This window comes from Paraburkholderia metrosideri (assembly GCF_904848625.1).
In the GTDB taxonomy this organism is placed as follows: Bacteria; Pseudomonadota; Gammaproteobacteria; order Burkholderiales; family Burkholderiaceae; genus Paraburkholderia; species Paraburkholderia metrosideri.
On sequence record NZ_CAJHCP010000007.1, the window covers coordinates 63,571 to 89,333 of the forward strand.

The 25,763-nt window shown below is 57.7% G+C and carries 20 protein-coding genes; 14 read left to right on the top strand and 6 right to left on the bottom strand.

The genetic code is table 11. The features are described 5' to 3' along the window. Nucleotides 1-51 precede the first annotated feature (51 nt). From LMG28727_RS16360 to LMG28727_RS34785, 12 genes are all read left to right on the top strand, one after another. Nucleotides 52-966, top strand: coding sequence for a LysR family transcriptional regulator (locus LMG28727_RS16360; protein WP_201643370.1), 915 nt, complete (start codon nt 52-54; stop codon nt 964-966). A 134-nt stretch (nt 967-1,100) separates the two neighbouring features. Further along, complete coding sequence (locus LMG28727_RS16365) at nt 1,101-2,021, top strand: intradiol ring-cleavage dioxygenase (protein WP_201643371.1); 921 nt, start codon at nt 1,101-1,103, stop codon at nt 2,019-2,021. Nucleotides 2,022-2,035: 14 nt separating this feature from the next. Further along, a complete protein-coding gene (locus LMG28727_RS16370; RefSeq protein ID WP_236591971.1) occupies nt 2,036-2,962 on the top strand; it encodes a sugar phosphate isomerase/epimerase family protein in 927 nt (308 codons plus the stop codon). Then, nucleotides 2,959-3,996 (top strand): inositol 2-dehydrogenase, encoded by a 1,038-nt coding sequence (gene iolG, locus LMG28727_RS16375; RefSeq protein ID WP_236591973.1) that lies wholly within the window; start codon nt 2,959-2,961, stop codon nt 3,994-3,996. Before LMG28727_RS16370 ends, iolG begins: the two co-directional genes overlap by 4 nt. A gap of 24 nt (nt 3,997-4,020) precedes the next feature. After that, entirely contained in the window at nt 4,021-5,109 is a 1,089-nt protein-coding gene (locus LMG28727_RS16380; RefSeq protein WP_201643372.1) for a Gfo/Idh/MocA family protein, read from the top strand. 94 nt (nt 5,110-5,203) lie between these two features. Further along, the gene (gene chvE / locus LMG28727_RS16385; RefSeq protein WP_328810868.1) at nt 5,204-6,274 is read left to right on the top strand and encodes a multiple monosaccharide ABC transporter substrate-binding protein; all 1,071 of its coding nucleotides are present in this window, start codon (nt 5,204-5,206) and stop codon (nt 6,272-6,274) included. A 90-nt stretch (nt 6,275-6,364) separates the two neighbouring features. Continuing rightward, entirely contained in the window at nt 6,365-7,903 is a 1,539-nt protein-coding gene (gene mmsA / locus LMG28727_RS16390) for a multiple monosaccharide ABC transporter ATP-binding protein (protein WP_201643373.1), read from the top strand. After that, the gene (mmsB, locus tag LMG28727_RS16395) at nt 7,896-9,104 is read left to right on the top strand and encodes a multiple monosaccharide ABC transporter permease (protein ID WP_201643374.1); all 1,209 of its coding nucleotides are present in this window, start codon (nt 7,896-7,898) and stop codon (nt 9,102-9,104) included. Before mmsA ends, mmsB begins: the two co-directional genes overlap by 8 nt. A gap of 136 nt (nt 9,105-9,240) precedes the next feature. After that, complete coding sequence (locus LMG28727_RS16400; protein WP_201643721.1) at nt 9,241-9,537, top strand: Dabb family protein; 297 nt, start codon at nt 9,241-9,243, stop codon at nt 9,535-9,537. A gap of 43 nt (nt 9,538-9,580) precedes the next feature. After that, nucleotides 9,581-10,642 (top strand): maleylacetate reductase, encoded by a 1,062-nt coding sequence (locus LMG28727_RS16405; protein ID WP_201643375.1) that lies wholly within the window; start codon nt 9,581-9,583, stop codon nt 10,640-10,642. A 1,658-nt stretch (nt 10,643-12,300) separates the two neighbouring features. Next, a complete protein-coding gene (locus LMG28727_RS16410; protein WP_236591981.1) occupies nt 12,301-15,129 on the top strand; it encodes a UvrD-helicase domain-containing protein in 2,829 nt (942 codons plus the stop codon). Nucleotides 15,130-15,237: 108 nt separating this feature from the next. Next, nucleotides 15,238-15,507: a Sir2 family NAD-dependent protein deacetylase gene (locus LMG28727_RS34785; RefSeq protein WP_407945852.1), complete on the top strand. Its 270-nt coding sequence runs from the start codon at nt 15,238-15,240 to the stop codon at nt 15,505-15,507. A 293-nt stretch (nt 15,508-15,800) separates the two neighbouring features. On the opposite strand, the gene LMG28727_RS16420 is transcribed toward LMG28727_RS34785, so the two are convergent. From LMG28727_RS16420 to LMG28727_RS16430, 3 genes are all read right to left on the bottom strand, one after another. Further along, on the bottom strand, nt 15,801-16,169 hold the full coding sequence (locus LMG28727_RS16420; protein ID WP_201643376.1) for a hypothetical protein: 369 nt from the start codon (nt 16,167-16,169) through the stop codon (nt 15,801-15,803). A gap of 220 nt (nt 16,170-16,389) precedes the next feature. Then, nucleotides 16,390-17,640 carry a phosphatidylserine decarboxylase family protein gene (locus LMG28727_RS16425; RefSeq protein ID WP_201643377.1) on the bottom strand — a complete coding sequence of 417 codons (1,251 nt, stop codon included), beginning with the start codon at nt 17,638-17,640 and terminating at the stop codon, nt 16,390-16,392. A 155-nt stretch (nt 17,641-17,795) separates the two neighbouring features. Beyond that, on the bottom strand, nt 17,796-18,932 hold the full coding sequence (locus LMG28727_RS16430) for a glutathione-independent formaldehyde dehydrogenase (protein ID WP_201643378.1): 1,137 nt from the start codon (nt 18,930-18,932) through the stop codon (nt 17,796-17,798). 252 nt (nt 18,933-19,184) lie between these two features. On the opposite strand from LMG28727_RS16430, the gene LMG28727_RS16435 reads away from it, so the two are divergent. Continuing rightward, complete coding sequence (locus LMG28727_RS16435; RefSeq protein WP_201643723.1) at nt 19,185-20,219, top strand: flavodoxin family protein; 1,035 nt, start codon at nt 19,185-19,187, stop codon at nt 20,217-20,219. Between the two features lie 218 nt (nt 20,220-20,437). Here LMG28727_RS16435 and LMG28727_RS16440 read toward each other — a convergent pair whose 3' ends face one another. Then, nucleotides 20,438-20,668 (bottom strand): response regulator, encoded by a 231-nt coding sequence (locus tag LMG28727_RS16440; RefSeq protein ID WP_201643379.1) that lies wholly within the window; start codon nt 20,666-20,668, stop codon nt 20,438-20,440. Between the two features lie 507 nt (nt 20,669-21,175). Here LMG28727_RS16440 and LMG28727_RS16445 point away from each other — a divergent pair. Then, a complete protein-coding gene (locus tag LMG28727_RS16445; RefSeq protein ID WP_236591986.1) occupies nt 21,176-22,774 on the top strand; it encodes a hybrid sensor histidine kinase/response regulator in 1,599 nt (532 codons plus the stop codon). A gap of 550 nt (nt 22,775-23,324) precedes the next feature. Here LMG28727_RS16445 and LMG28727_RS16450 read toward each other — a convergent pair. Both LMG28727_RS16450 and LMG28727_RS16455 read right to left on the bottom strand, forming a co-directional pair. Further along, complete coding sequence (locus tag LMG28727_RS16450) at nt 23,325-24,674, bottom strand: hypothetical protein (RefSeq protein ID WP_201643381.1); 1,350 nt, start codon at nt 24,672-24,674, stop codon at nt 23,325-23,327. A 27-nt stretch (nt 24,675-24,701) separates the two neighbouring features. Next, a complete protein-coding gene (locus LMG28727_RS16455; RefSeq protein ID WP_201643382.1) occupies nt 24,702-25,505 on the bottom strand; it encodes a TetR/AcrR family transcriptional regulator in 804 nt (267 codons plus the stop codon). Nucleotides 25,506-25,763 lie beyond the last annotated feature (258 nt).

Here is a 25,763-nt window from a genome sequence, read left to right on the forward strand (position 1 = left end):
CTGCAGTCAGCGCGAATGCAGGCGGAGACAATGGCGTGATGGCGTAAGAGCATGGACCAATTCAAGGAATTACAACTATTTGTCGAGGTGGCCGAGACGGGCAGCATCAGCCGAGCTGCGGAATCCGCCGAACTTTCAATCTCGGCGGCAAGCCGGTATCTAATGTCTTTGGAGTCGCGGCTGGGCGTGCAACTCGTTCGAAGGACGACGCGCAATCTCTATCTAACCGAGGCAGGCGCTGAATTTCATCGGCGTTGCAAGTCAATTCTCGGGGAGCTTGGCGAAGCCGAGGCGGCAATCAAGGAAGCAGTCGTCCGTCCAAGCGGCGTGTTGCGCGTGACGGCGTCGCTGTCGTTTTGCATGCTGCACATCGCCCCCATGCTTCCGGAGTTCAGTGCCCGTTATCCAGACATCTCAATCGACGTGGTAGCCGCCAACCGTTACTACGACATCATTGAGAACGGTATCGATGTGGCCATTCGCACAAAGGTGCTTGAGCCTGACAGCAACATCACAATTCGACGACTGGCGTCCACTCGCCGAATACTCGCCGCGTCGCCCGCTTACCTGGACGCGAACGGCCGCCCCCGGTTTCCCGCAGAACTCGCGAAGCACAAGCTTTTGAACTATCAGCTCGCTGACAATCCTCGTGAGCTGTCATTCACGCGTGATGGCGAGACCGTTGTGGTCAGGGTGAAGCCAGCGGTGGAGTCAAACGACGGGCAGATATTGCGCGTTGCGGCGCTCGACAACATGGGCATCCTCGTGCAGCCCAAATACATCATTTACGACGACCTTCAGGCGGGGCGCTTGATACCCGTGCTCGACGACTGGGACCTCCCGCGATTGACGATGAATATCGCCTTTCAGACGCGAGCGCACCTTCCTGTAAAGGTGCGCCTGTTTATCGACGCGCTCGTCGAGAGATTTCAGCAAAACGAGTACGAACGGCGCTGGACCGAGTGAGCCGCGCGCGAGGTGGTTGCTGGGAGGCATATTCCCACCTGGCGCGAAAGACTTTCCCTTTTCAACTCTGTTTTGACTGAGGCAGCGAATATAGACTTCACTCAAGGCTACAAACAAGATGATGGAGACAGGCAATGCAAAGCGGTTCCCTTCCAAGTCAGGCCACCTCACCGTATTTCGATGAAGCTCGCTCAGCAGAAGTCGTCAATGCCCGCATGAGCGACGAGGCCGATGGTCGTCTTCGCCGCGTCATGTCGGTTCTGGTCAAGCATCTTCATGCTGCCATCAAGGAAATCGAGCCGACTCACGAGGAGTGGTTCTCGGCCATCCGCTTCCTGACCGAGACCGGTCAGATGTGCACCGACTGGCGGCAAGAGTACATCCTGCTGTCGGACATTCTCGGCGTTTCGATGCTGGTCGACGCCATCAACCACCGTCGACCGAGCGGTGCGACACCAAACACGATTCTGGGCCCATTCTACGTGGCCAACGCTCCCGAGTACGCGAACGGCGAAAACATTTGCTTGGATGGCAAGGGCGAGCCGATGGTCGTAGAAGGTCGTGTGACGGACATCAGCGGAAACTCCATTCCGAACGCGAAGCTCGAAGTCTGGCAGACCAACGATGACGGGTTTTATGACGTGCAGCAAAAGGGTGTTCAGCCCGACTCGAATTTGCGCGGTGTTTTCACGTCCGATGCTGAAGGTCGCTACTGGTTCAAGTCTGTCAAGCCGCGTCACTATCCGATTCCCTCGGATGGTCCGGTCGGTAAGCTTCTGGAAGAAATGGGTCGACATCCGAATCGTGCCGCCCACCTGCACTTCATCGTGTCGGCACCGGGCTTTGACCCGGTCATCACGCACATTTTCACGCCCGACTGCCCCTACTTGAGCGAGGACGCGGTATTCGGCGTAAAGCGTGAACTCATCGCCGAATTCACCAAGATTGACGACCTGGACGCAGCGAAACGCGTCGGCTTTTCGTCGTCGTATTGGTCGGTGTCGTGGGACTTCACACTCGCGACGTCAGGTAAGCCCATTCTGGCAAACGCCTAATCGCCGGCACGCGGGTGCGTGCATTCTCGAACCAAGTGATTTTGATAGACATAGGAATGCTAATCATGAGCAAGAAGGAACTGCTGGCTGCGTACTGGACTTTGGCCGGCGACGTTTATCCGTGTGCAGCGAACGAAATCAGCCCGTTTCCGCTGCGCGACCGCTGTGAAGCAGCGATGCGCGCGGGATGGAGCGGTGTTGGTCTCATTCTCGATGACCTTGAGTACAGCGTCGAGAAGTACGGCCTGTCGGGCGTGAAGAGCATTCTGGACGACACCGGGCTGAAGTATTTCGAGCTCGAAATCCTGATGGACTGGTATTTCGACGGCGAGGCGCGCGCCAAGTCAGACCACGCTCGGCAACGCTTCATCGAACTGGGTGGCGAGTTGGGCATGCGCAACCTGAAAATCGGTGCAAGCCCCTTCGACAAGACCCCCCCCGACTTTGCCCGCATGACGGATGAATTCGGAAAGCTGTGTCAAGACGTAGCGACTGTCAACGCGACAGTCGCCATCGAATTTATGCCGTTTTCTCCCATCCGCAACGTGGCAGAGGCGCTGAAAGTCGCAGGAGGCGCGAATCAACCGAACGGCGGGCTGATGGTCGACCACTGGCACGTCGCTCGCGCTAACACACCGTACAGCGAGGTCGCACAAATTCCGGCCCGCTTCATTAAAGGTGTCGAGATGGACGACGTCGCGGCGCAGGTGAAGGGGTCGCTGTTCGACGACAGCACGTTTAACCGGCAACTGTGCGGCGAAGGCGCAGGCGACTGCCGCGCGTTCGTCGATGCTCTCGAGCAGGCCGGCTGCGCGCTGCCGTACTACGGGGTCGAGCTCATCTCCGAGGTCCACCGGACATTCCCGCTCGACGAGATGGCAAAGCGCGCTTACGACACGACCATCGCCCAGTTCTCGGCAGCGCCCACGACGGCTGCGTGACGCTCATCAACTTTCAACGAAAAGTATCTCAGGAGACTCAAATGATTCGAATCGCCGTACTCGGTGCTGGCCGCATTGGCCGCATTCACGCTGCCAACGTTGCAGCAAGCCCGAACGCGAAACTGGTGGTGGTGGCCGACCCGGTCGAAAGCGCGGCACAATCGCTGGCCACTCGCCTCGGCTGTGAAGCGTCCACGGACCCCGCCGGCGTGCTCGAGCGGAACGATATTGATGCCGTCGTCATCGGCACGCCGACCGACACGCACATCACGTTCATGCTTGAAGCAGTCAAGCGCGGCAAAGCCGTTCTGTGTGAAAAGCCTATCGACCTCGATATGGAAAAGTCGCTCGCTGCGGCAAACGAGGTCGAGCGCCAGGGTGGTCGCGTCATGCTCGCTTTCAATCGCCGGTTTGACCCGACGTCGCAAGCGTTTCGCAAGGCGATTGATGCGGGCGACGTAGGCGATGTGCGGCAAGTCATCATCTCGAGCCGCGACCCGGGGATGCCCCCGCGCGACTACGTCGAACACTCCGGCGGCATCTTCCGCGATATGGTCATTCACGACCTGGACATGGCTCGCTGGTTGCTCGGCGAGGAACCTGTCGAAGTGATGGCCATGGCGAGCCGCCTCATCGACGAATCCCTCGAGATGCTCACCGACTTCGACACGGTGATGGTCCAGTTGCGTACCGCGTCGGGCAAGCAATGCCATATCAACTGCTGCCGCGAGGCCGTCTACGGCTATGACCAGCGCATGGAAGTGTCTGGCTCCAAAGGCATGCTCCTGCAGGAGAATCTGCGGCCGTCGACGATTCGCCGCTGGTCGAAGGAAGTGACCGACGCGCGCGAGCCGCTCCTCAACTTCTTCCTCGAGCGCTACGTGGAAGCGTACAAGGCCGAGCTCGAAGCCTTCGTCGACGCACTGAACACGAATTCGCCGCTGCCGACGTCCGTACAGGACGGGCTCAAGGCACTCCGCCTGGCGGATGCTGCGCTGGAATCCGCGCTGACGGGCAAAACAGTCAAGGTGTAACTAGGAACCCGGAGGAGATAAGTCATGACCCGAAAGATTGGTCCGAATGAAACGCTCGGCGTGGCGTGCCTCGGTATCACTCACCCGCACACGTCCGGGCGAGTCAAAGCGATTCAGCGTCGTACCGACGCCAGGATGCTCGGCGCGTGGGACACGAGTCCGCTTTTGACGCCGTTCGTCGATGCCCTCGGCCTCGAGGCGCGCTCGAAAGAAGACATTCTGGCGGACGAGAATGTTCACGTCGTGCTCGTCCACTCGAAGAGCGAGAAGATGGCCGACCTGACCATCGAAGCACTCGAAGCGGGCAAAGCTGTGCTGTGCGAAAAGCCGGCTGGTCGGAGCTCGGCAGATGCAAAGCGGATTGCCGACGCCGTGGAGCGTACGGGCGGCCTTTTCCAAGTGGGTTACTGCTGGCGTTTCGCTCCATCAGTCGACGCCATGCAGGCGGTGCTGAAAAGTGGTCGTCTCGGGAAGGTGGTTCAGGTACGTGCGCATGGCGGCTGCTCACATGACGAGGCCGGTACCGCGCACATGACTCGACCAGGCGATATTGGCGGCGCCGTATTCGTCATCGGATGCCACCTCATCGACCGGATTCTCCTGCACTTTGGTCTGCCGCGCTCGGTGAACGCGCGCATCACGAAGTTCCCGAACTTTCACGGTGACGAATCGCGTGAAGATGCGGCGGGCGCGGTGCTCAACTACGAAGACAAAATCGTCAGCGTCGACTTCATGTCCTGGGACGTCTTGCCGTGGACTGAGAGCTGGGACATCACCGCCTACGGAACCGAGGGCATCATGTCTTCGCGTTCGTTGCCCGCGAGCTACAAGATTTACGACGCCGGCAAGGGCGACTATCCGGAAGGATGGACGGAGTGGCAGGAAACCAGCTTTCCGGAAATCTGGGCGACGAAAAAGACGGAATATTCGCCTGACATCGCTGAAATCGGCAACCCGGTCTACTTCGACCGCGAATCGAACGCATTTTTCGACGCTCTGCGTAACGGCACATCGTCCGTGGTTCCCGCTACGCAGGCGTACAACATCAGCCGTGTCATCGAGGCCATGTTCGCCTCTTCCAGCAAAGCAGGTTCAGAGGTCTTTATCGATTAATGGTTTGAAGCTGACGCGCCCGCGCGTCAGCTGAAGATTCCATATCTCATCACCTGAAAATGTAAATACGCATTCCTAAATAGGAGACGATGTCATGAAAATCTTGAAGAGTGTTGCACTTGTGCTGGCCGCTTCGGCCGCTTTCGCGGCGACTTCCGGCGCAGCCTATGCCGAAGACAAAGGTGTGGTTGGAATTTCGTTGCCCGACAAGACCGAATCTCGCTGGATTACGGACGGCAAGAGTATGGTCGACGCACTGAAGGCGAAGGGCTATTCGTCGGACCTGCAGTACGCGAACTACGACGTTCCGACACAAGTGAATCAGGTCGAGAACATGCTCGCGAAAGGTGTGAAGGCGCTTGTGATTGCGCCTATCGACGGCAAGACGTTTTCGGACGCTCTGGCACTCGCCCAGAAAAAGGGCATCAAGGTCATCTCCTACGACCGCCTGATTAGCCAGACCAAGGACGTCGACTACTACGCGACGTTCGACAACTACGGCGTCGGCGTCCTGCAGGCGCAGAGCATCGTCAGCGCCTGGCAGAAGGCTGGCAGCAAGACTCCGTTCAACATCGAAGTGTTCGGCGGCTCCTCGGACGACAACAACGCACACATGGTGTACGCCGGCGGCATGTCGGTCCTCAAGCCGTACATCGACAGCGGCAAGTTCGTGATTCGGAGCAAACAGGTTGCTTTCGAAAAGGTCGCCACTCGCAACTGGGATGGCGCGACCGCTCAGGCGCGAATGGACAATCTGCTAAGCGCGTTTTACGGCAAGGACCACCTCGACGCGGTGTGGGCGCCGAATGATGCGCTGGCCATCGGCATCATCTCGTCTCTCAAGGGCGTGGGATACGGGTCAGGCCAACAGCCAATGCCCATCATCACAGGGCAGGACGCGGATGTTCAGAACGTGAAGAACATCGTTCGAGGCGACCAAACCTCGACCGTGTTCAAGGACACCCGCAAGCTCGCTGGCGTTGCAGCCGAGATGGTTGACGATGCGTTGACCGGCAAGCAGGTGCCCGTCAACGACACGAAGAGCTACAACAACGGCGCCAAGATTGTTCCGACCTACCTCGTGAAACCTGCGCTCGTCGACAAGGGCAATTATCAGGCGGAACTCGTGACTAGCGGCTACTACACGCAGGCGCAAGTCAAGTAAGTCACCTGGACGTAGGCGATGCGGAGTTTCCAGCGAAGCGCCGCATGGCACAGGCACGCGCGCAGCGTGACGAATCGGAGGAATGAGAGCATGGATACCATTCTTGAAATGCGTGGAATTCAGAAAACCTTTGGCCCGGTCAAAGCACTGAATAACGTCAATCTAAGGGTCGGTAAGGGCGAGATTCACGCCATTTGTGGAGAAAACGGCGCAGGTAAGTCGACGTTGATGAAAATTCTCAGCGGCGTCTACCCGCACGGAACTTACGGGGGTGATGTGCTCTACGACGGTCAGACGCGCGAGTTCGATGACATTTCCGACAGCGAAGAGGTCGGAATTATCATCATCCATCAGGAACTGGCTCTCGTGCCCATGCTCTCGATTACCGAGAACATTTTTCTCGGGAACGAGCAGTCGAAGCGCGGTGTCATCGACTGGCAAGGGTCGCGGGCGAAGGCTAGAGAGCTTCTGTCAAAGGTGGGCCTCGCTGACTCACCAGATGTGCCGGTCGGTACGCTAGGGATTGGCAAGCAGCAGTTGATTGAAATTGCGAAAGCGCTATCCAAGAAGGTTCGTCTACTGATTCTCGACGAGCCTACCGCCAGCCTGAACGAGAAGGACAGCGACACGCTCCTTACTCTGTTGCTTGAGCTGAAGTCGCGCGGTGTCACCTCAATCATTATTTCGCACAAACTCAACGAGATTTCGCGCGTGGCAGACGGTATTACTGTCATCCGCGACGGCTCGACCGTCGACGTACTGGACTGTCGTGCCGAGAGCGTGAGCGAGGACCGCATCATCAAGGCGATGGTCGGCCGGGAGATGTCGGACCGTTACCCGCCACGTACGCCGGACATCGGCGACGTCATCTTTGAAGTCAAGGATTGGCGTGTCCAGCATCCCACGCAGCGGGACCGTGCGGTCATCAAGGGCGTCAATCTGAAAGCGCGCAAGGGTGAAATCGTCGGCATCGCCGGACTGATGGGCTCAGGACGCACAGAGCTGGCCATGAGTGTCTTCGGAGGCACATATGGGCAAGACATCACGGGCCAAGTCCTGATGCACGGCAAACAGGTCGACACGTCATCTGTGCAAAAGGCCATCAAGGCGGGCATCGCCTATGTGACGGAAGACCGGAAAGGCAACGGTCTGCTCCTCGACGACAACATCAAGCGAAATATCACGCTTGCCAACCTCTCCGGCGTCTCAAAGCTCGGTGTCGTCAACGAGCACGAAGAAATCAAAGTTGCGACGGAATTTCTGAAGAAGCTTCGCATCCGGGCGCAAGGTGTAACGCACGTGGTCGGGAATCTGTCGGGTGGAAATCAGCAGAAAGTCGTTATCAGCAAATGGCTTTACTCGGAACCCGATGTGTTGATTCTCGACGAGCCGACACGAGGCATCGATGTGGGTGCGAAGTACGAAATCTACAACATCATCAACCAGGTGGTTGCGGCAGGTAAATGCGTTGTCATGGTTTCCTCGGAGATGCCTGAGTTACTCGGAATGTGTGACCGCATCTACGTAATGAACGAAGGCCGGTTCGTCGGCGAATTAACCGCAGAAGAAGCCTCGCAGGAAAGCATCATGCGGGCAATCATGCGAAATGGAGACATTCAAAATGCGTAAGGCACTCTCTCCGGTGGCCGCCGAAGGCACCGAGGTCAAAAAAAGCGAACTGTTCGGCGTTGTGAAGCGTATTGGCAGCGAATACGGATTGCTTCTATCGCTTGTCATCATCATGGTGTTCTTTCAGGTGTCGACGAGCGGGGTGCTGATGCAGCCGCTCAACCTGACGAACCTTGTTCTTCAGAATAGCTACATCGTCATCATGGCGCTCGGCATGCTGATGGTGATTGTCTCGGGCCACATCGACCTTTCCGTTGGCTCAACGGCTGGCCTGGTTGGTGCCCTGGCGGCGGTGTTGATGGTGCAGTATGACGTCAACTACGTCTGGGCAACCATCATCTGTATTGCTGCAGGCGCGGTGATTGGCGCTGCGCAAGGGTACTTCATTGCCTTCTGGCGCATGCCGTCCTTCATTGTGACGCTCGCGGGCATGCTGGTCTTTCGCGGCATGACGAACCTCGTGCTTCAGGGGCAGTCGATTGGCCCGTTTCCCGACGGTTTCGGCGCGGTGAGCTCGGGTTTCATCCCCGATGTATTCCACGGTCAAACACTCCATATCACCTCCATCCTTCTCGGAGTGCTGGTTGGCGCGATGTTCTTTGTGATTGAACTTCGTCACCGCGCGGGTGCTGCGAAGCACGGCGTCGGCAGCGGCTCGTTCTCGATGTTTGTCGCGAAGAATGTTGTCCTTACCGCACTCATCGTAGGTTTCTGCTATCTGCTTGCCTCATATCGCGGCTTGCCGACGGTGCTGGTCATCATGGGCGTTCTCATCGGCGTGTACACGTTCCTGATGAATCGCACGACCATCGGTCGCCGGATTTATGCGGTTGGCGGCAACGCAAAGGCCGCGCGGCTCTCGGGCGTGAGCGTGCCGGCAGTGAGCTTCCTCACCTTCGTCAACATGGGGATTCTCGCGGCCCTGGCCGGGTTGATTTTCGCGGCGCGGTTGAACAGCGGGACGCCGAAGGCTGGCACGGGTTTCGAGCTCGACGTCATTGCAGCGTGCTTTATTGGCGGCGCCTCGGCTTCTGGCGGCGTAGGCAAGGTGGTCGGTGCGGTGGTCGGCGCGTTCATCATGGGCGTCATGAACAACGGCATGTCCATCATGGGTATTGGCGTGGACTATCAGCAGGTCATCAAGGGCATCGTCCTGCTCGCCGCAGTGTTCGTCGACGTGTACAACAAGAACAAGGCGTAACTGATACTAATCCAGCAGACCAGATTAGGGAGTCAGCAGGCGAATCGAAACCTGCCCTGCTGGCACGCAGACTTGAGTCGTGAGATTGCATCTCGGGAATTTGGCCTCGCTTTAAGCACTACTAATGGAAATGATTATGGTCAAGCACATCGTGATGTGGAACGTTCGAGGTGACACTCCCGAACAGAAGAAGGCATCCGCGAATCTCGTGAAGTCGGCGTTCGAGAGCCTAAGTGGGAAGATTCCTGGGCTCACCAAGCTTGAGGTCGGGCTGGACGTCAGCGCAGTTGATTATGCCTGTGACGTCGTGCTCTACACCGAGTTCGAGAGTCAGGAGTCGCTTGAGGCATATGCCTCGCATCCTGAGCATCTCAGGGTGAAGGAAGTCGTGGGAGACATTCGCATCGCGCGCCATCAGGTCGACTACGTCTAAGGGCGTCATACCAAAGCGTTCAGAAGACACAGGAAGCAAAACTATGTACGAATTCACCTACACCACACAGGCGGCAAGAGTCGTATTCGGCGCTGGAAGCATGAAGCTGATTCAGCAAGAGGTCGAGACCTTGGGGGCCAAGCGAGCGTTGGTACTATGCACGCCCGAGCAAAAGGCTCAGGCTGGAAATGTCTCGGACCTGCTTGGCCCTTCGAGTGCGGGTGTGTTCGACGGTGCCCAGATGCACGTCCCAATCGAAATCGCGCGCCGTGCACGTGAACATGCCAAGGAAGTCGGCGCAGACTGCGCAGTTGCTATCGGAGGCGGTTCGACCATTGGCCTCGGAAAAGCGATTGCGCTCGAATCTTCATTGCCGATTATCGCCATCCCGACGACCTATGCTGGGTCTGAGATGACGCCCATCTATGGGATAACAGAAGACGGCCTGAAGAGGACCGGCCGCGACGCAAAAGTGCTTCCGAAGACGGTTCTCTACGACCCGGAACTGACGATGGGGCTGCCGTTGAAAATGTCGATTGTCAGCGGTCTCAACGCAATTGCTCACGCAGCTGAAGGTCTCTACGCACAGGACGGCAACCCTGTCATGTCGCTGATGGCGGAAGAAGGCATTCGTTCGCTCGCCTGCGGATTGCGGGGTTTGAAGGCGAACGACAGGGACAAGAAGGCTCGAAGCGAAAGTTTGTATGGCGCCTGGCTATGCGGCATGGTGCTGGGCAATGTCGGCATGTCGCTTCATCACAAGCTCTGCCATACCTTGGGTGGGACGTTCAACTTGCCGCATGCGGAGACGCATGCAATCGTTCTCCCTCACGCGCTCGCGTACAACAGTACAGTCGCGGTCGAGGCAATGGAGCGCATTGCAAGGGCTTTGAGCGTCAGCTTTGCCCCAGATGGGCTCTACCAACTCAACGAACAGCTTGGCGTACCAAAGGGTCTGCGCGAAATAGGACTGCGCGAGGCTGACCTGGACCGCGCGTGCGAAGTGGCCTTGTCAAATCCCTACTGGAATCCACGTCCGATTGAGGAGAAGCCGCTGCGCGGACTGCTGCAGCGTGCGTGGGAAGGTGCTCGCCCGTCGGCATGACGAGGCAAGCCCGGTACCAGCTCAACCAAAATTGCAATTGACGGCGGTGAGCCCATCGAGCAAGTGCGACATATCGACGAGCCGTTGGGCGAGCAGGTGATGAACCTCGGCCGCGCGTCACCACGTCCCATACACCGCAAGCAACGATGCGCCCAGAGTTTCCTGCCGGGGTCGCTCCTGGATTGGAGGCCATGCGTGGGCGACGCATGGTCAGGTAGGGAATTTCATCCGCTGGTAGATGAGGCGACATCGGAACTGGAAAGCCCGATGCCTCGCTGCCCGGATTGCGGTGCGCTTGCGCGTCCAAATATCTTGATGTTCAGCGACTGGACTTGGGTTGATGTGCCCTAAGAAAAGCAACGGGAGCACCTTGAGAACTGGATTTCTGAAATACCGAAGCTGGTCGTCGTGGAACTGGGCGCAGGCAAAGCTCTGCCCACGGTGCGGCGCTTCAGCGAGCGAAATGCGCGTCAGCGGCTCATTCGAATAAATCCTCGGGACTCGAACACGGACCCGCTGCACGGTGTAGGTTTCGAGGGCAGCGCCGCCACAACTCTCGAGCTGCTCGACGCACAACTGTGAATTGCGCGCGCAGAAGTCGCATTTGCGGCATGGCGAGGCGCATTGGACTTCGCACGTGACGAGTGTGAGTAGCTTGGCGCGCTGACTATCGTCGGCAGATGCTCTGCTTTTCAAAGAGCATCAAGCCACTGCTGAAGCGAATTCACATGCTTGCAGCAGCAAGCGGTTTCGGGACTGTTGAGTGCGAGTGTCGCGTTCCAGCGAAGATTTGCCCGCGATTTCCGCCGGTTGTCGTGTAGCGTCACCGAAAAGCCCGAATTTGTCGGGTAGTGTCCCCAGAAAGCGAGAGATGTCGCGGTGTCGCCAGATGCTTCTGGTATCACCTTCTCTAGCGGATGGATGTGTGAGCATTCACAAAAGTACGAGCAACCCGAAGTGTCATGTTGAAGTTCCTCGACATGACTTGACCTTTGCCCACGGTTTACTTGACCCCCACCCACGCGCAACTTGACCTCCACACACGTTTTGCTTGACCTTCACACACGCAAAATGGGTATCCAGTCGTGAAAACTCCCACGTCGCTTGGCAGTTTTCTCGGTCGAACGCGCTGGTAATCTTATAATCTTTTAATCTGTGTAGTCGCAATGCGTGGGTTTGACTATTTTTCGAATCACCTTGTCAGCGTGTTTTCTGTAACTCATCGTCAAGCCTGTGTTGACTATGCTCAAGTTGGAATGCGCGTTTCGTGGCAACCAGGATAAGGGCAGTGGCGTGCGTGGTTCTGTACTCGCATCCGCTTCGTTCACGAAGACATCGGGTTTCGTCAGGAGTGAGCTTCCGACGCTCCTCCTTGGCTGCGATGTTCACGTCGTGCTCGTCCACTCCAAGAGTAGGAAGATGCCGGCTCAAGGCGCTGTTCGGGAAGGGCTGGTCGCAGCAGCGAAAGCAGGTGCCGGCCGAGCGTGAGACTCATCGAGTTGTAGTCGGCGACGACGGTCGAAGACGGTGTAATTCGAGCTGAGAGCGATACTCAATCACTCTGCACCTTTCGTTTTCCCGTCAGACCGGCTACCGTAGTGATTTTTGAGATACGACCGTCGCCAGCCAGATATGTGGGTTCGCGTCGGCGAACTACGATGACCAGCGCCGATAACATAAACCAGTGGGCACCTTCCCACTACGGCCAGAGATTCACGAAATCGAAGAACTGGATTTTGCGCCTGGCAGATGGCGCTCTGGTTCTCTTCGTTGAAGGGAAGCAACAGGTCACGCTCACCCTGGACGGCAAGAATAGACCCAATATCAAGCAAGGCCTGTTCTGGACGGACATCACCTTTGGCGCTGGGAAGCAAGACTCTGTCCGCATCGATGGGCTTCCAAACAAGCTGGCACATGGGCTTGAAGACGCAATCTCAACGTGCGAGCGTCTCAGTCTGTTCAATCACGCATATGGCGAGATACTGGCGTGGTTGAAGTCGGCCGGCGCCCACGTGGCGAAATGCGAAAAGGAGAGACGCTGGATACCGGAAAGCTGGCAGGCCGGATTCGAGGCGCGGCGACCGCGTCTGAAAATCTCCGACGAGGAACTTTGGAACCTTTTTAAAGACCCGGCTGTTCGCGCCAACCTTTGCGATGCCGCCGACCGCATCGAAACAGCACTCAAGAGTTGGCGAGGTGACTGGCCGGCCTACTGGGCACGGAGAAATGAAGCGCATGCGCAGCGGGAACTCGCTGCCTGCAAGGACCTGTTTGACCGGGTCGAAAGCAAACCGCTATCTGAAGAACAAGCTCGCGCGGTGGTCTGTTTTGAGGACCGCCTGCTGGTTGTCGCCGCTGCCGGGTCGGGCAAAACGTCGACCATGGTTGCTAAAGCAGCCTACGCAATCCACCTAGGCATCATCCGCCCCGACCAGGTCCTCCTCCTGGCATTCAACAAGAAAGCCGCAGACGAGCTTCAGACGCGCGCGGTCCAGTCGTTCAGTCGACTCGGCATGAACGATGTAGCAGTTGAAGCGCGAACCTTCCACGCACTGGGACTCAGCATCATCGGCAAGGCAACTGGCGAAAAGCCAGATGTGCCCGACTGGGCTATCGACGCATCGTCCGGTCAGCGAAAACTGATGGAAATCGTCGACGCGCTCAAAGACAGCTCGCCCATATTTCGCACGAACTGGGACCTCTTCCGGATTGTGTTCGGTCAAGACCTGCCAAAACCTGGCGAGCAAGGTGATGCCGACTTCATCGACCGTGATGGCAATGCAAAGATTCGAACTAACGACGGCAAGTTTGTCCGCAGCCAGGAAGAACGCATCATCGCGAATTGGCTGTTCTACCAGGGCGTCGAGTACGACTATGAACGACCTTATGAGCACAACACGAGGACGGCCGAGTATCGCCAGTACAAGCCCGACTTCTACTATCCGGACATCGGCCTTTACCACGAGCATTTCGCGTTGGATGCGAACGGTGACGCCCCTGCGCACTTCGAAAACTACCTTTCCGGCGTAGTGTGGAAACGGGAAGAACATGAACGCCGCGGGACCGCGCTCGTCGAGACGACATCTCACCAGGTCCGCACGGGTAAATTCGCGTCAATCCTCGAGCGCGCTCTCACAGAACGTGGGGTTGTGCTTGACCCGAATCCAGACCGCCCCGTCCCGAAGTACGGGCAGCGCCCCATGGATAGCGCGACGCTGGTCAAGCTCATCCGCTCGTTCATCGTGCATACGAAGAGCAATTCACTGTCGATGGACGATTTGCGCAAGCGTCTTGGAGATTCGTCCAAGGATACCTTCGTTCATCGTCATCGGATGTTTCTTGACCTTGTCGAGCCGATACTCGACGCCTGGAACGCAGCACTCGTAGTAGAGGGTTGCATCGACTTCGAGGACATGTTGAACCAGGCGGCCGAGCACGTTGAAAGCGGTCGATACCTGTCACCGTATGGGTTAGTCATGGCTGACGAATTCCAGGACGCGTCGCGCGCCCGGGCGCGTCTCTGCCGGGCGCTGGCGAATGCTCGACTCGGGCCGGCGCGGATGACATTCGGGACAATAACCGAGCAGACGAATTTTCATGTACCCAAGACGCCAGCGCGCGTAAGCCACCGGTACTTCTTCGCCGTGGGTGACGACTGGCAGTCCATAAACCGCTTCGCTGGCGCCGATGTCTCGGTGATGACCAGCTTCGCCGAGTGGTTCGGCAAATCACAGGTGCTGCGACTGGAGCAGACATTCAGATGCCCGCAGGCGCTCTGCGATATATCGAGCCGGTTTGTGACGAAGAACCCCCAACAAATCAAAAAGAACGTTCGCTCGTCGACGCCTACTATCGGCGCAGTGCTTGAGGCATTTCAAGTCAAGACGCGGTTCGACGTCCAGAGAGCTATCGATGATTATCTGGCAAACCTGCATCGCGGTCTCCTGGATGGGAGCGTTCCTCGTGCGCACGACAGAAAAGTCACCGTATTCATTCTCGGCAGGTACAACGCTGACAAATCTGCGCTCCCGGCTGGATGGCAAAGACGCTATGGACAGGAAATTGCGTTGTCGTTTGTCACCATGCACAGTTCGAAAGGCGCCGAAGCTGACTACGTGATTTTGCCCGGAATGCTCAGCCGCGGATTCCCTAATACGCGAGAGGACGACCCAGTTCTGGCCCTCGCGATGCCCGGTACTGACCCATATCCATTTGCTGAGGAGCGGCGCCTCTTTTACGTCGCACTCACGCGTGCCCGTCGCTCTGTAGCGATGTTCACAGTCGCGGGTCAGCGCTCCTCGTTTCTGACGGAGCTACTCTCAGAAGGCGCTGTCAACGTCACGTCGGCACGAGAAGATGAACATGCGGAGAATACGTGTCCGGCGTGCGGTACCGGACAACTCATCATCCGTGAAGGACGTTACGGGCCGTTCCTTGCATGCTCCAACTTTCCGGCATGTCGATACAAGCCCCCTGCGAAAAACTAGGCTCGACATTTTTATCGCTCAGGGCTCCCCTGGTTGCATGCGTTTCGGTTATACCGTGAGACCGTCCCGCACGAGGGCTTCGCGATTTTGCGCCGATGGGCGGACCGCATGCGGCATGGCGCATCCGTGTTCACGAGCAATGTTGACGGACAGTTCCAGAAAGCCGGATTCTTCGAGAGCCGAGTACACGAATGTCATGGGTCGATTCACACACTTCAATGCACGGAAGCCTGCTCGGCAGACACATGGTCCGCGGAAGGATTTCATCCGCTCGTAAATGAGAAAACATCTGAGCGAGAACCCTTTGCCGCGATGCCCGCGCTGCGGTTCGTTAGCGCGGCCGAACATTCTGATGTTCGGAGATTGGGCGTGGGTTGACGCGCCATATGAAAAGCAACGGGTGCGCTTCGAGGACTGGATTACCTCGACGTCGAGACCGGTCGTCGTGGAGTTGGGCGCGGGAAAAGCTCTTCCGACGGTGCGGCGCTTCAGCGAGCGAAACGCCCGTCATCGGCTCATTCGCATAAATCCACGTGAGACAGACGCAAACCCGTTGTATGGTATTGGATTCGCGGGGAGCGCCGGTCTGACGCTCAAGCTACTCGGTGCGCATGTGGAGAGGTCGCACCGATAGTCGACAGGCTAGCACTCACGTGCGTCCGTCGGCACTCTCATTTTGTCTTGCCATTTAGATTTCGTGCTGGATTCTTCATGCTCGGCGAACCCGGTGTGGTGGTCGCTCCCGATTCATTCTCGACGTGACGCTCGCCGCCATTCTGCGCGAAGCGTCTCACTTCCATGGCAGCATCCGTGGATTTCGATTGCTCAAGTCGCGTGGCCAGTAGTTCAAGAAAAACGGGAGCCTCGGCAGGACCGTGAAGAGCTACAAACTCCGTCCAAGCTTCCTCAATCGCGGCGTTGCGAGTATCAGCACTTCGAGTGCTGGCGATATGCGACCGCCCCCGCGCGAGTTCAACCTCGTAGCGCCTGTCGTATTGACTCAAATTTTCTGGCTTTCGCTTTTTCTTTTGGCCGCTCACGATTTTCCTCTCAGACTCCGTTGGTTGTATCACTCCAACGCCGCCAGTCTAAATCTCACAGGCAATTTTGAGAAGAATCCTGACGCGACTCAGCCTCGCTTGCATTTGCATATAGCGTGGCTATAGAAAGACTGACACCACTTGTTCGGAGCACCCGAGAACGTGCTGCCTGTTTGGTCGCGCGCACAAATTGGCCTGACTACGAAGCACGACACATGTCCTAGCGGGCGGTGGCAACGGGAGCATTAACTTTGATAGGTGGCGCGTCATCATCGAACGGCGCGTGCGGCACAAAGCTTCCTACGACGTTCGGCTGGAATACCAAACAATAGGTCGAGCCACCGTACTGGAAAAATCCGATTTCGTCGCCCTTCGCCACTTGCTGACCAGGAAGGGCTTCGATGACGCACGAGGAGACGTCTGCCATGCCCACGAAAATACATCCCACCAAGCCAATCTGCGGGTCATCGCAATTGATGACGATAACCGCTCGTGCCGCGACGGAAGTTGTGTAGCCTTGCGAATCGTTAAGCCCACCCGGGTCTACGCCCTCGGATTCCGCGTCGGAGTAATAACTGCCGTCGACGTGGTACGCCTTCACGATTCGGCCGGCAACAGGAGCATGCCAGCGGTGATAGTTGAAAGCACTGAGGAACGCCTGATAGACACTCCCGCCAACAAACTCCTGCGCCACGTCGCGCTCGCGTGCGGTGAACATCTCCTCAAGCGAATAGGGTTGCGACTTAATCCAAAAATTGTCGCGAAGCTTCACTTCATGCTGAATGTTGTACGGAGACGCCTCGCATGCGCTGACGATGACCTTGGAGTTGTCGGGTTCAGCAACGGGTCGGGCGTCGGGTTTAAAACGGCGGGTGAAAAAACTGTTCCACGACGAAAACCCCCAATAGGGTTTGTCGGGGTCGCAAATGAACTGGGACATCCCGAGTTGCTCCTGTGCCTTCGGAGACAGCCATCCCTCGGGAGCGGATGTATTCAAGTATTCGCGCGAGTGAGGGCCATCCAGAAATCCCGACCACACATTGAGGACCCGCTTAAGCTTGGCGTTCACGACGGGGTCGCGGAAAAACGCGTATCCAGAAGGCATGCACATCCGCCAGTCAAGGACTGCGTTCAACGGGCAGTGAATCAGACTTGCTTCGCTAAAGCGCGGAGGGTACGTCATCAGATAGTCGATGATGTCCATCAGCTCGTCGATTGTCGAATATCCAAGCTCATAGCCGGCCTCAATTGCATCCGAGATGGCACGCGTGAGGTCCATACGCATGACCGGGTCGCCTTCGACTAGCATCGCCAGCTCCTGTACCGCTGACGTACGGGGCGCGAGGCCGGCCCGTCCTCGGGCCTTCTCGGCCAAATCCCTACGGAACGCAATCAACTCGGCTTCCTTGCGCGGCAACCAGCCGCCTAAGCGGCGGCGTTGCTCTAACGTGTTTTCCGGACGGCCAGACATCGAATACTCCTTGGGGCTGGGTTTTTGCAATCGCTGGAGACGCGACCATTGTTTTCCCGACGGCGCCATGACCTGTAGCAAACGCCGCGGGGGGGGGGGTGCCATTCGGGATGGGCACCCACCATTGCTCGAATGCCGAGACTTGGACGGGACGCCTACGCCGCCGTTTTCAGCACGACCTTAGTCCATCCCTCGTCCCTAGCGTCGAAATGCGCATACCCTTCAGCCGCCTTATCAAGCGGTAGTTGGTGGGAAATGATTTCAGACGGCTTCGCTTTCCCAGCGGCGATGAGGTCGCGCAGTTTCCTGTTGTACGCCTTCACGTTCGCTTGACCGGTTGCGATATGTTGACCTTTCATCCAGAGCTGGCCGAAGTCGAGCGCGAGCTGGCCCTTCTTGGCAAGAGCGTCCTCAGCTTTCGGGTCCTCTGCGACGAAGACACCCACCACGCCGATACCGCCAGTCGGTCGCACCGCTTTGATGAGGTTGTTCATCGTTGCGTTGGGCACTTCGTGGCCCTTGCAACTACATTGGTACCCGACGCATTCACAGCCTCGGTCTGCACCCTCGCCGCCGGTTAGCTCCATCACCTGGTCGGCCGACGAACCATCGCTGTCATCAATCGGGATGGCGCCGAGCTTTTCCGCGAGAGCCAGCCGGTCGGCGTGTGTGTCAACCACCATAACTTTGCTGGCGCCTTTGATTGATGCGGACAGTGCAGCCATCAGTCCCACCGGCCCCGCGCCATAGATAACAACGCTGTCACCAGGCTCGACGCCGGCGAGAACCGTCGCGTGATAGCCGGTAGGAAAAATATCTGACAGCATTACGTAGTCGTTCTCCTTCTCCTCAGCGTCGGGCGGTAGGAGCAGACAGTTGAAGTCGCCGAATGGAACACGTAGGTATTCCGCCTGCCCCCCACTGTATGGCCCCATGCCCGCAAACCCATAGGCTGCACCCGCGACGCCGGGGTTGGCGGTCAGACAAAATCCGGTCAGCCCTTTCTCACAGTTCTTGCAAAAGCCACAGCCAATGTTGAAGGGAAGGCATACGCGGTCGCCTACCTTGATACGCTCCACACCTTTGCCGACCTCGGCGACAACGCCAAGGTTTTCATGACCTAGGATGCGTCCGGTCTCCATGTTTGTGCGGCCTTCGTACATATGCAGGTCTGAACCGCAGATGTTTGTGGTCGTGATTTTTACGAGCACGTCGGTTGGCTTTTCGATTTTGGCGTCCGGCATTTCCTTTACAACAACCTTGCGTGGCCCTTCGTAAACAAGTGCTTTCATTTCCCATCTCCGTTGAGATTTGCGGCACTGCCACCAGTGGACAGCGTGGCAACAAAGCCAGCATGGGGCATGCCTCAATGATGCGAACCGGCGGACTGCCAACTGGTCCGCGCTTGCTTCGCGCTAGAAGCGACGGCACGCCTGATGAAAAACGCCAAGGAAACGAGGATGTCGACAAACACTGGGGACGATTCAAAGCAGCGCGCAGTCGAACAAAGAATTGAGGTGCGAAAGGGGCAGGTCACCGAGAAGATGTCGCGCGATGCCTTCAGGCAACGATTTATGGCCAGATTTTATGACCCGAAATTCCGGGTGGAAGATGAGTCGCTCGATAGGCTCGAAGCGATTGCATGGGAGGCCTACGCTGCAGGGCGTAAGTCGCCCGTCACGGAAAAGGCAGGGCCGGGATTCGCCGACCCAGACTACGATTTATCAGTTGAGTGGCGCCAGGCCAGCGAGCGTATAAAGGCAGCCCAGCGTCAGCAGGCAGACCCTTCAGCGACCAGCCGCGTGCTCATTGTCAACGCCTCGTCCCGCAATGACTACTCGTGTCCGGGCGAAATGTCGAAAAGCTTTCGCCTGTCGAAGCTCGTTCAGGGCACCCTCGAATCGAAGCGCATTCAAGTTGATTTGCTGGACCTCTCCCGCCTCACATCTGACCGCGATTTACACATCCATCCTTGTAAAGGTTGCGTTTCTACCGCGATGCCGCTTTGCCACTGGCCCTGTAGCTGCTACCCGAATCACTCTCTCGGTATGGTGAACGACTGGATGAACGAGATATACGAACGATTTGCTGCGGCGCACGCCGTCGTCTTCGTGACACCGGTCTATTGGTACCAGGTGAGCAGCCCGCTCAAACTTTTGATGGACAGGCTCGTATGTGCTGACGGCGGCAATCCCGACCCGACTAGCACCCACGGTAAAAAGCCTGATGAAGCGAAAAAGCTCGAGCTCGCGGGTTGGGACTACCCGAAGCATCTCGCGGGCCGCGCCTACGGACTGGTTGTCCACGGCGACGTCGCCGGCATTGAAGGTTCTCGTCGTGCGCTCACGGACTGGTTCGACTGGATGGGCTTCGTCGAAGCGGGTGGTAAGTCTCGTCTCGACCGATTCATCGGCTACTACGAACCCTACGCAACGAGTCATGCAACGTTGGACGAGGATGACAATATGCAGAAGGAGGTTGTCAATGTTGCGCTCGCAGTGGCGAACGCGGTCGCCGCCATACGGGCCGGTAAGCTCGAAGAGCCGGACGCGAATCTTGAAGCGCCTCGGGCGAAATAAGGCGCGGTTCAGCTAGACCCGTTTCGGCGAGCGAGATAGCGGTGCTTAGCGAGGCCGCGCCGCTTGAACCGCCCTCACAGAGCCGCCAACCTGCAACAGAAGCAGTCCGACACTGGCTTGCGAAGCTGGTGGCGTCGCGTATCAGATAGCGCCAGAAGAGGCGCATTCACGTTCACGGCATCGCAAGTTTAGGACCGCGGGAACAAGGTATCGAATGTTCAGTGCTCGCACGAGTATTCATGTACCTCGGGGTGTGATTCGTCCAGAAGGCTATGAATCACCTTTATCAGCTGGCCTATGGGGGCTGGCTTCAGCAACAGCACGTCCCACAGCCGTTCACTCACATGAGGCGGCAACGCGGCCGACAACATCACCACAGGAATGCCGGCCATCGCAACGTCGGCCTTCAATCGTCGACACAATTCGACGCCATCAATGCGCGGCATCATCTAGTCTGTCGCGATGAGACTTGGTCTTTCGATAGCAGTGGTAGCGAGCGCTGCCTGTCCGTCCGTCTAGCGCCGCGAGCACGCGGAATCCGTCTCGCTCCGGCAGCCATCGAAGGGGGCGCAGAATATTCGGGTCATCATCAACAAGAAGTATCGTCGCCAATTTACGGACCGCTTTCGCATTAACAGGTTAACCCTTCGACGGTGCAATAAACGTTCCTAACCTTGTCGCCGCTGCGAACGGCCGCGCTGCCGCCATTGGTCTTTGTCGTGCAGCGACTACAATTAGCTGGCGCGGCAATTTTCCCGCTCATTTGACAGTACAAGTTACAACCTGGAGGCCATATGGTCGGACCGTCTGCGCCCTCCGCAGCGGACCGCGCACGCTGCGCGGGCACACTTGCTACGCCTGCACTGGGCACGCGCCCCCATCGACCGCCCGATTTCGCCGCTGAAAGCGAATCGATGCATCGTCTAGCGCGAGCGCTGACCTCCTCGGACGGCGCTATGCTCCAGACGCTGTCGGACATGGCACTTAATTTGTGCGAGGCGGGTAGCGCGGGCATTGCGTTGCTGGAACGCGGTGCCGATGGCGCACAGGTCTTCCGCTGGGCCGCGGTTTCGGGCGAATGCGTCGTCGCCATGGGTACTACGCCACCTGTGGAAGACAGCCCGAGCGGCATCGCGCTCGATTTGGCTACGGGGCAGCTATTCTCGTTTCCCCAAAACCACTTCACGTGTCTGCAGCACGTTGTCCCCGAGATTATCGAAGAACTGGTCGTACCGATTCCTGGCGAACGGGAGCCATGGGGCACGGTTTGGGTGATGTCTCACGACAGGGAGCACCTGTTTGACTCCGAAGACCTCAGAATCCTGACCAGTCTCGCGAACTTCACCTGCGCTGCGCTCACCATAACGCGGGCAAAGGCTGATGCTGAAGCCCGCGCGGCTGAAGCCGATGCAGCGAGGAATGCACTGGCTCTGGCTGAAGCACGCAAGGACGATTTCATTGCGACCCTGAGCCATGAGTTGCGCAATCCCATTGCTCCGATTGACAGCGCCCTGACTGCAGCGCGAAAGCTCGCTTCAGACAATTCCGCCGTGTTGTCGGCTTTGAATATCGCCGACAGGCAGATTCGGTTGTTGAAACGACTCGTGAGCGACCTGCTCGACGCGTCCCGGATACGGCACGGCAAACTTTCTGTCCGCCCCTCGTACGGGTTACTTCAGGACATCGTGGGGGACGCCGTGACGGCGATGAAGGCTGACGCCAACAACGGTCAGCATCGACTCCATACCATTGTTCCGCCGTATCCGGTGACCGTTCACGCGGACCCCGCACGTCTCACGCAGGTTGTGTCGAACCTGCTGTCGAACGCGGTGAAATACACACCTCCCGGCGGCGACATTACTCTATTGGTAGAGGCACCGGACCTCAGCACCGGGTCGATACACGATTCATCGCCCCGCACTGCGGTCATCACGGTGAGGGACAACGGCGCTGGCATTTCATCTTTATTGCTGCCACACGTCTTCGACATGTTTGCCCAGTCGGCTTCAGCGCGCCGACATGCAGAAGGTGGCCTCGGAATTGGACTGGCTGTCGTGAAGCATCTGGTGACGGCACACAACGGCACAGTCACAATTGCGAGCGCTGGCGAAGGCCAAGGGACGGAAGTCAGTCTGCAACTCCCCATCGTCTGCGAAAGCACGGGCGAGGTCACCATCATCGCGAGGCGCACGATGGCACCGATGCGCATCCTCCTTGTAGACGACAGCGCAGACGCGACGGAAGCAGTAGGCACCTTGCTGGAACTGGAGGGGCACGAAGTGAAGCGCGCACAGAGCGGGCCCGACGCGCTCTCGATAGTGGAGTCATTTACTCCGGATGTTGCCCTGATTGACATCACAATGCCTGGCATGGACGGCCTTGAGCTTGCGCAACTGCTTCGTCTGCGGGCGCAGTGCTGCCTGACGAAGCTGGCGGCATTGACGGGCTACACCGACGCCGCCGGCAGACTCCAGACTGACGAACGGATATTTGACGGTCATCTGACCAAGCCGCTGTCGCTCGATGACCTCGCAGATTTTCTGCGAGCTTCATAGAGTTGAGTAAAGCCCAATGAAAAAACGAGGGAAGACGGATTTCACACGGAAGCCGCAATGGATAAACGGTTGTGCATCGAAATCAGATAACGCGCCTTGAGCAGGGCATCGACAAGCTTCGATTCTCGTCGACCTTCCGAACCCACCCGTCGGCCCTCATGATGGAAGTCTCCATTTGATAATCATGTTGGGCAGCCTATTCCATTTGGGCGCTACGCACGTACCTTCGTTGGCCGCGCGGTGCCTGTGGCATCCTCGAACAAATCAGTCTCGAGTCGGCCGTCCTTCAAGGACGAGGAATGCGCCGTCCGACGAGCCGTCAGTCCTTGTGGCGTACGTCCCAGCTCGCGCCTGGCCGGGGTCGGGTCGTTAAGACTGGCTATCTCGCGCTATCTGCCGTACTTCCCGGAGGGGGTTGGCCCGGTCGGAGCCCTTGTCGACCTGATGGTGCAGCAGGCTTCTGTTACGGCAAGAGCGGCACCGGCGTCATCACAAACCTGCAATTGCGGAGGCCATCGCCACTCAGCGACGACCTTCACCGTCATTCGTGTTACTTGCAGCCAAGCGCCTGGTAAGCGGCCGTCGTGGTGTAGGTGATGCTTGGCAGATACGGGCCGACTACGGACGCCTCGTCTCCCGGCGTCTTTGTGTTCTGGATAGCGTTTGCGAAATCCGGACTGGAGAGCATATTTCGCATAATTAGCAGACCGTCGTCAGTATGTCCGGCGCCGTCGCCTGAGTCTGACCACGTGATAAATCCGCTACCGCAAGCTGAAGTAGCGTTGCTCGGCTTGTCTGCAGCCCGGCTGACCACGATGGTGTAGTTTCCTTGTGCGTCGACAGGCACCTGCTCATCATACAAACAAGAAGTTGCCTTCTGAGTGTAGAACTCGTTTGTGCACATCGACCAGTAGCGCAACTGCCCCGAAGTCAACGAAGCGACATTCTGGAACGATTTGGGCGTGGTCGGTAGACGCCCTTTGAGAACCACAACGGCACCGTAAGCGCGACTGATGAGGGCTGTGACGTACGCATTGTCGAGGTTCGCAAAGAAGCCGACTTGGCGGATTGGATTACCGCCGCATTTACCCATAAACATGCACTGCAAACCATACTGCGTATTGTATTGAGCCATCCAGACACCCGGATTCACCGCGGGGAAGCCCAAGGGAGCACCTGATTGGTCCCGAAGTGCAGCGTAGGTAGCGGCGGGTAGCAGTGGAGATGCAACCGCAGTCTGTGATGGGGACAGTGCGTTGCAGGCCTGGGCACCGGTCAATACTGTGCCGTTTGCCTGTTGTACCTGAAGGTCAGGCAAGCCGACGCCACCGGTCGCGTCGGCACCTTTGTCAGCGACATATACACGGTACCAGACCGTGATTGTCTGACCGTAGTTGCTGTCCGCGTAGAGCGTGTTAGGTGCAGTTGTCCCCGGAGCAGGCGTTGGAACTATTTCGACCGTGTAGTTTCGGTTAGCCGCGTAGCGGGCGGCGCCCGGGACAAACGGGTTTATGGAACCAGCATCCGGCGCTATTTGATAATCGGTCAGTGCTACTGCTGGCGCATTATTCGTTTGGTAGCTGTTGAGCGACATGTAGCGCGAATAGGCGAATTGCCCCTTGAGAAAAACGCGCGCGCCGGCCGGAATCTGGAACTGCGCGGTCCAGTATGTAGCGCCGGAATCGGGGTAGGCCTCATTAACCTCGTTCGCAGCGGTACCTACTGGACCTTGCCACAAACAGCTAGTCATTGCGTGTGCGACTGAGAAGCTAGCTGGCAGCGGTTGAGATGCATCAATGCCACCTCCGCCGCAACCGGACATCGCCATCGCTCCTGCCATGACCAGTCCACTTAGTACAACTGATTGACATTTTGAGCAGGCACCATTGAATGCTTTCATGCTTGAATCGTCTCCCGGTTTGTTGTGTCAGCTACAGCTCTCGATTGGCTTGCTGCTAAAGCGAATACCCCCTTCGATGTAATCGAGGAGATACCGGTCAAGCCGGTCGGTGTTTTTTGTTTCTAATGGCCAGTAGGCCTCAAGGCCTATGTCCACGACCACATTGAGCGCAGTGTTGAAAGCAAATAACGCTTTGGCGCCAGCGGCTTCCCGTCCGTTTTCAGGGACCGCGTGATACACGAGGTCATTGACTCGTTCGGCAACGCCGCGCCACTCGCGCGCTATGACTTCCTTTCCACGTGCTCCGGAACCGCCAATCATCCGTGCGAGGAATTGCAAACTTGCCATCCCTTCGGGCGAGCTCGCGATTCGGACTATGGGACGAACCATGGCTTCGACCACCGCTTTGAGCGGCAAAGGGCCGGAGGTTTCAGCCTCGGCGGCATCAAGTATGGCGCTTACGCCAGTCAGGTAACGCTGGAGGGAAACTTCGATGGCCGCCTCTACCAGTCCCCATATATCGCCGAAGTAGTGATACACCGCGTTCTGACTGGACACTGCTGCCGCCTTGTTCAGCGCACGAATCGAGACCCCTTCAATGCCATGCCGGGCGAATAGCCGAATGGATTCCTTGATAAGCCGAGCCTTCGGTCCCTCGTCGGACTCGCGGCGTTTTCCCAGCTCGATAGGTGGCGGTGCAGTCATCTCAAATTTGGTACGTTTGTACCAGTACAATCGTACCCAGATGCTGGCTAATTGCCACCAGGTGATTTCCCTCAAACGCGGGAATGCGTAGGCGCGCCGGCATATGACGCTTGGTGCCGAATGCATCGCTCCATAGCTGGTCCACTATCCCTCGGTCAGCCGAGCGCGGGGTGCGTACCCGCCTCTGACGCGCCCTCCGGCGTAAGCCGCCCGCTTCGTTCGCATGCAAAAAGCATGAGATGGGCAATGTCCGAAAAATTCTCCACGTTGCCGGTCCAATTGCTACACTTTGCGCAGAATTCGTAGTCCGCTCCGGACATCGTTGTTTCGCGCTGCGTTTTGTCTTCCATTAAGACAGGCACAGTCGAGCAACCTCAATCATCG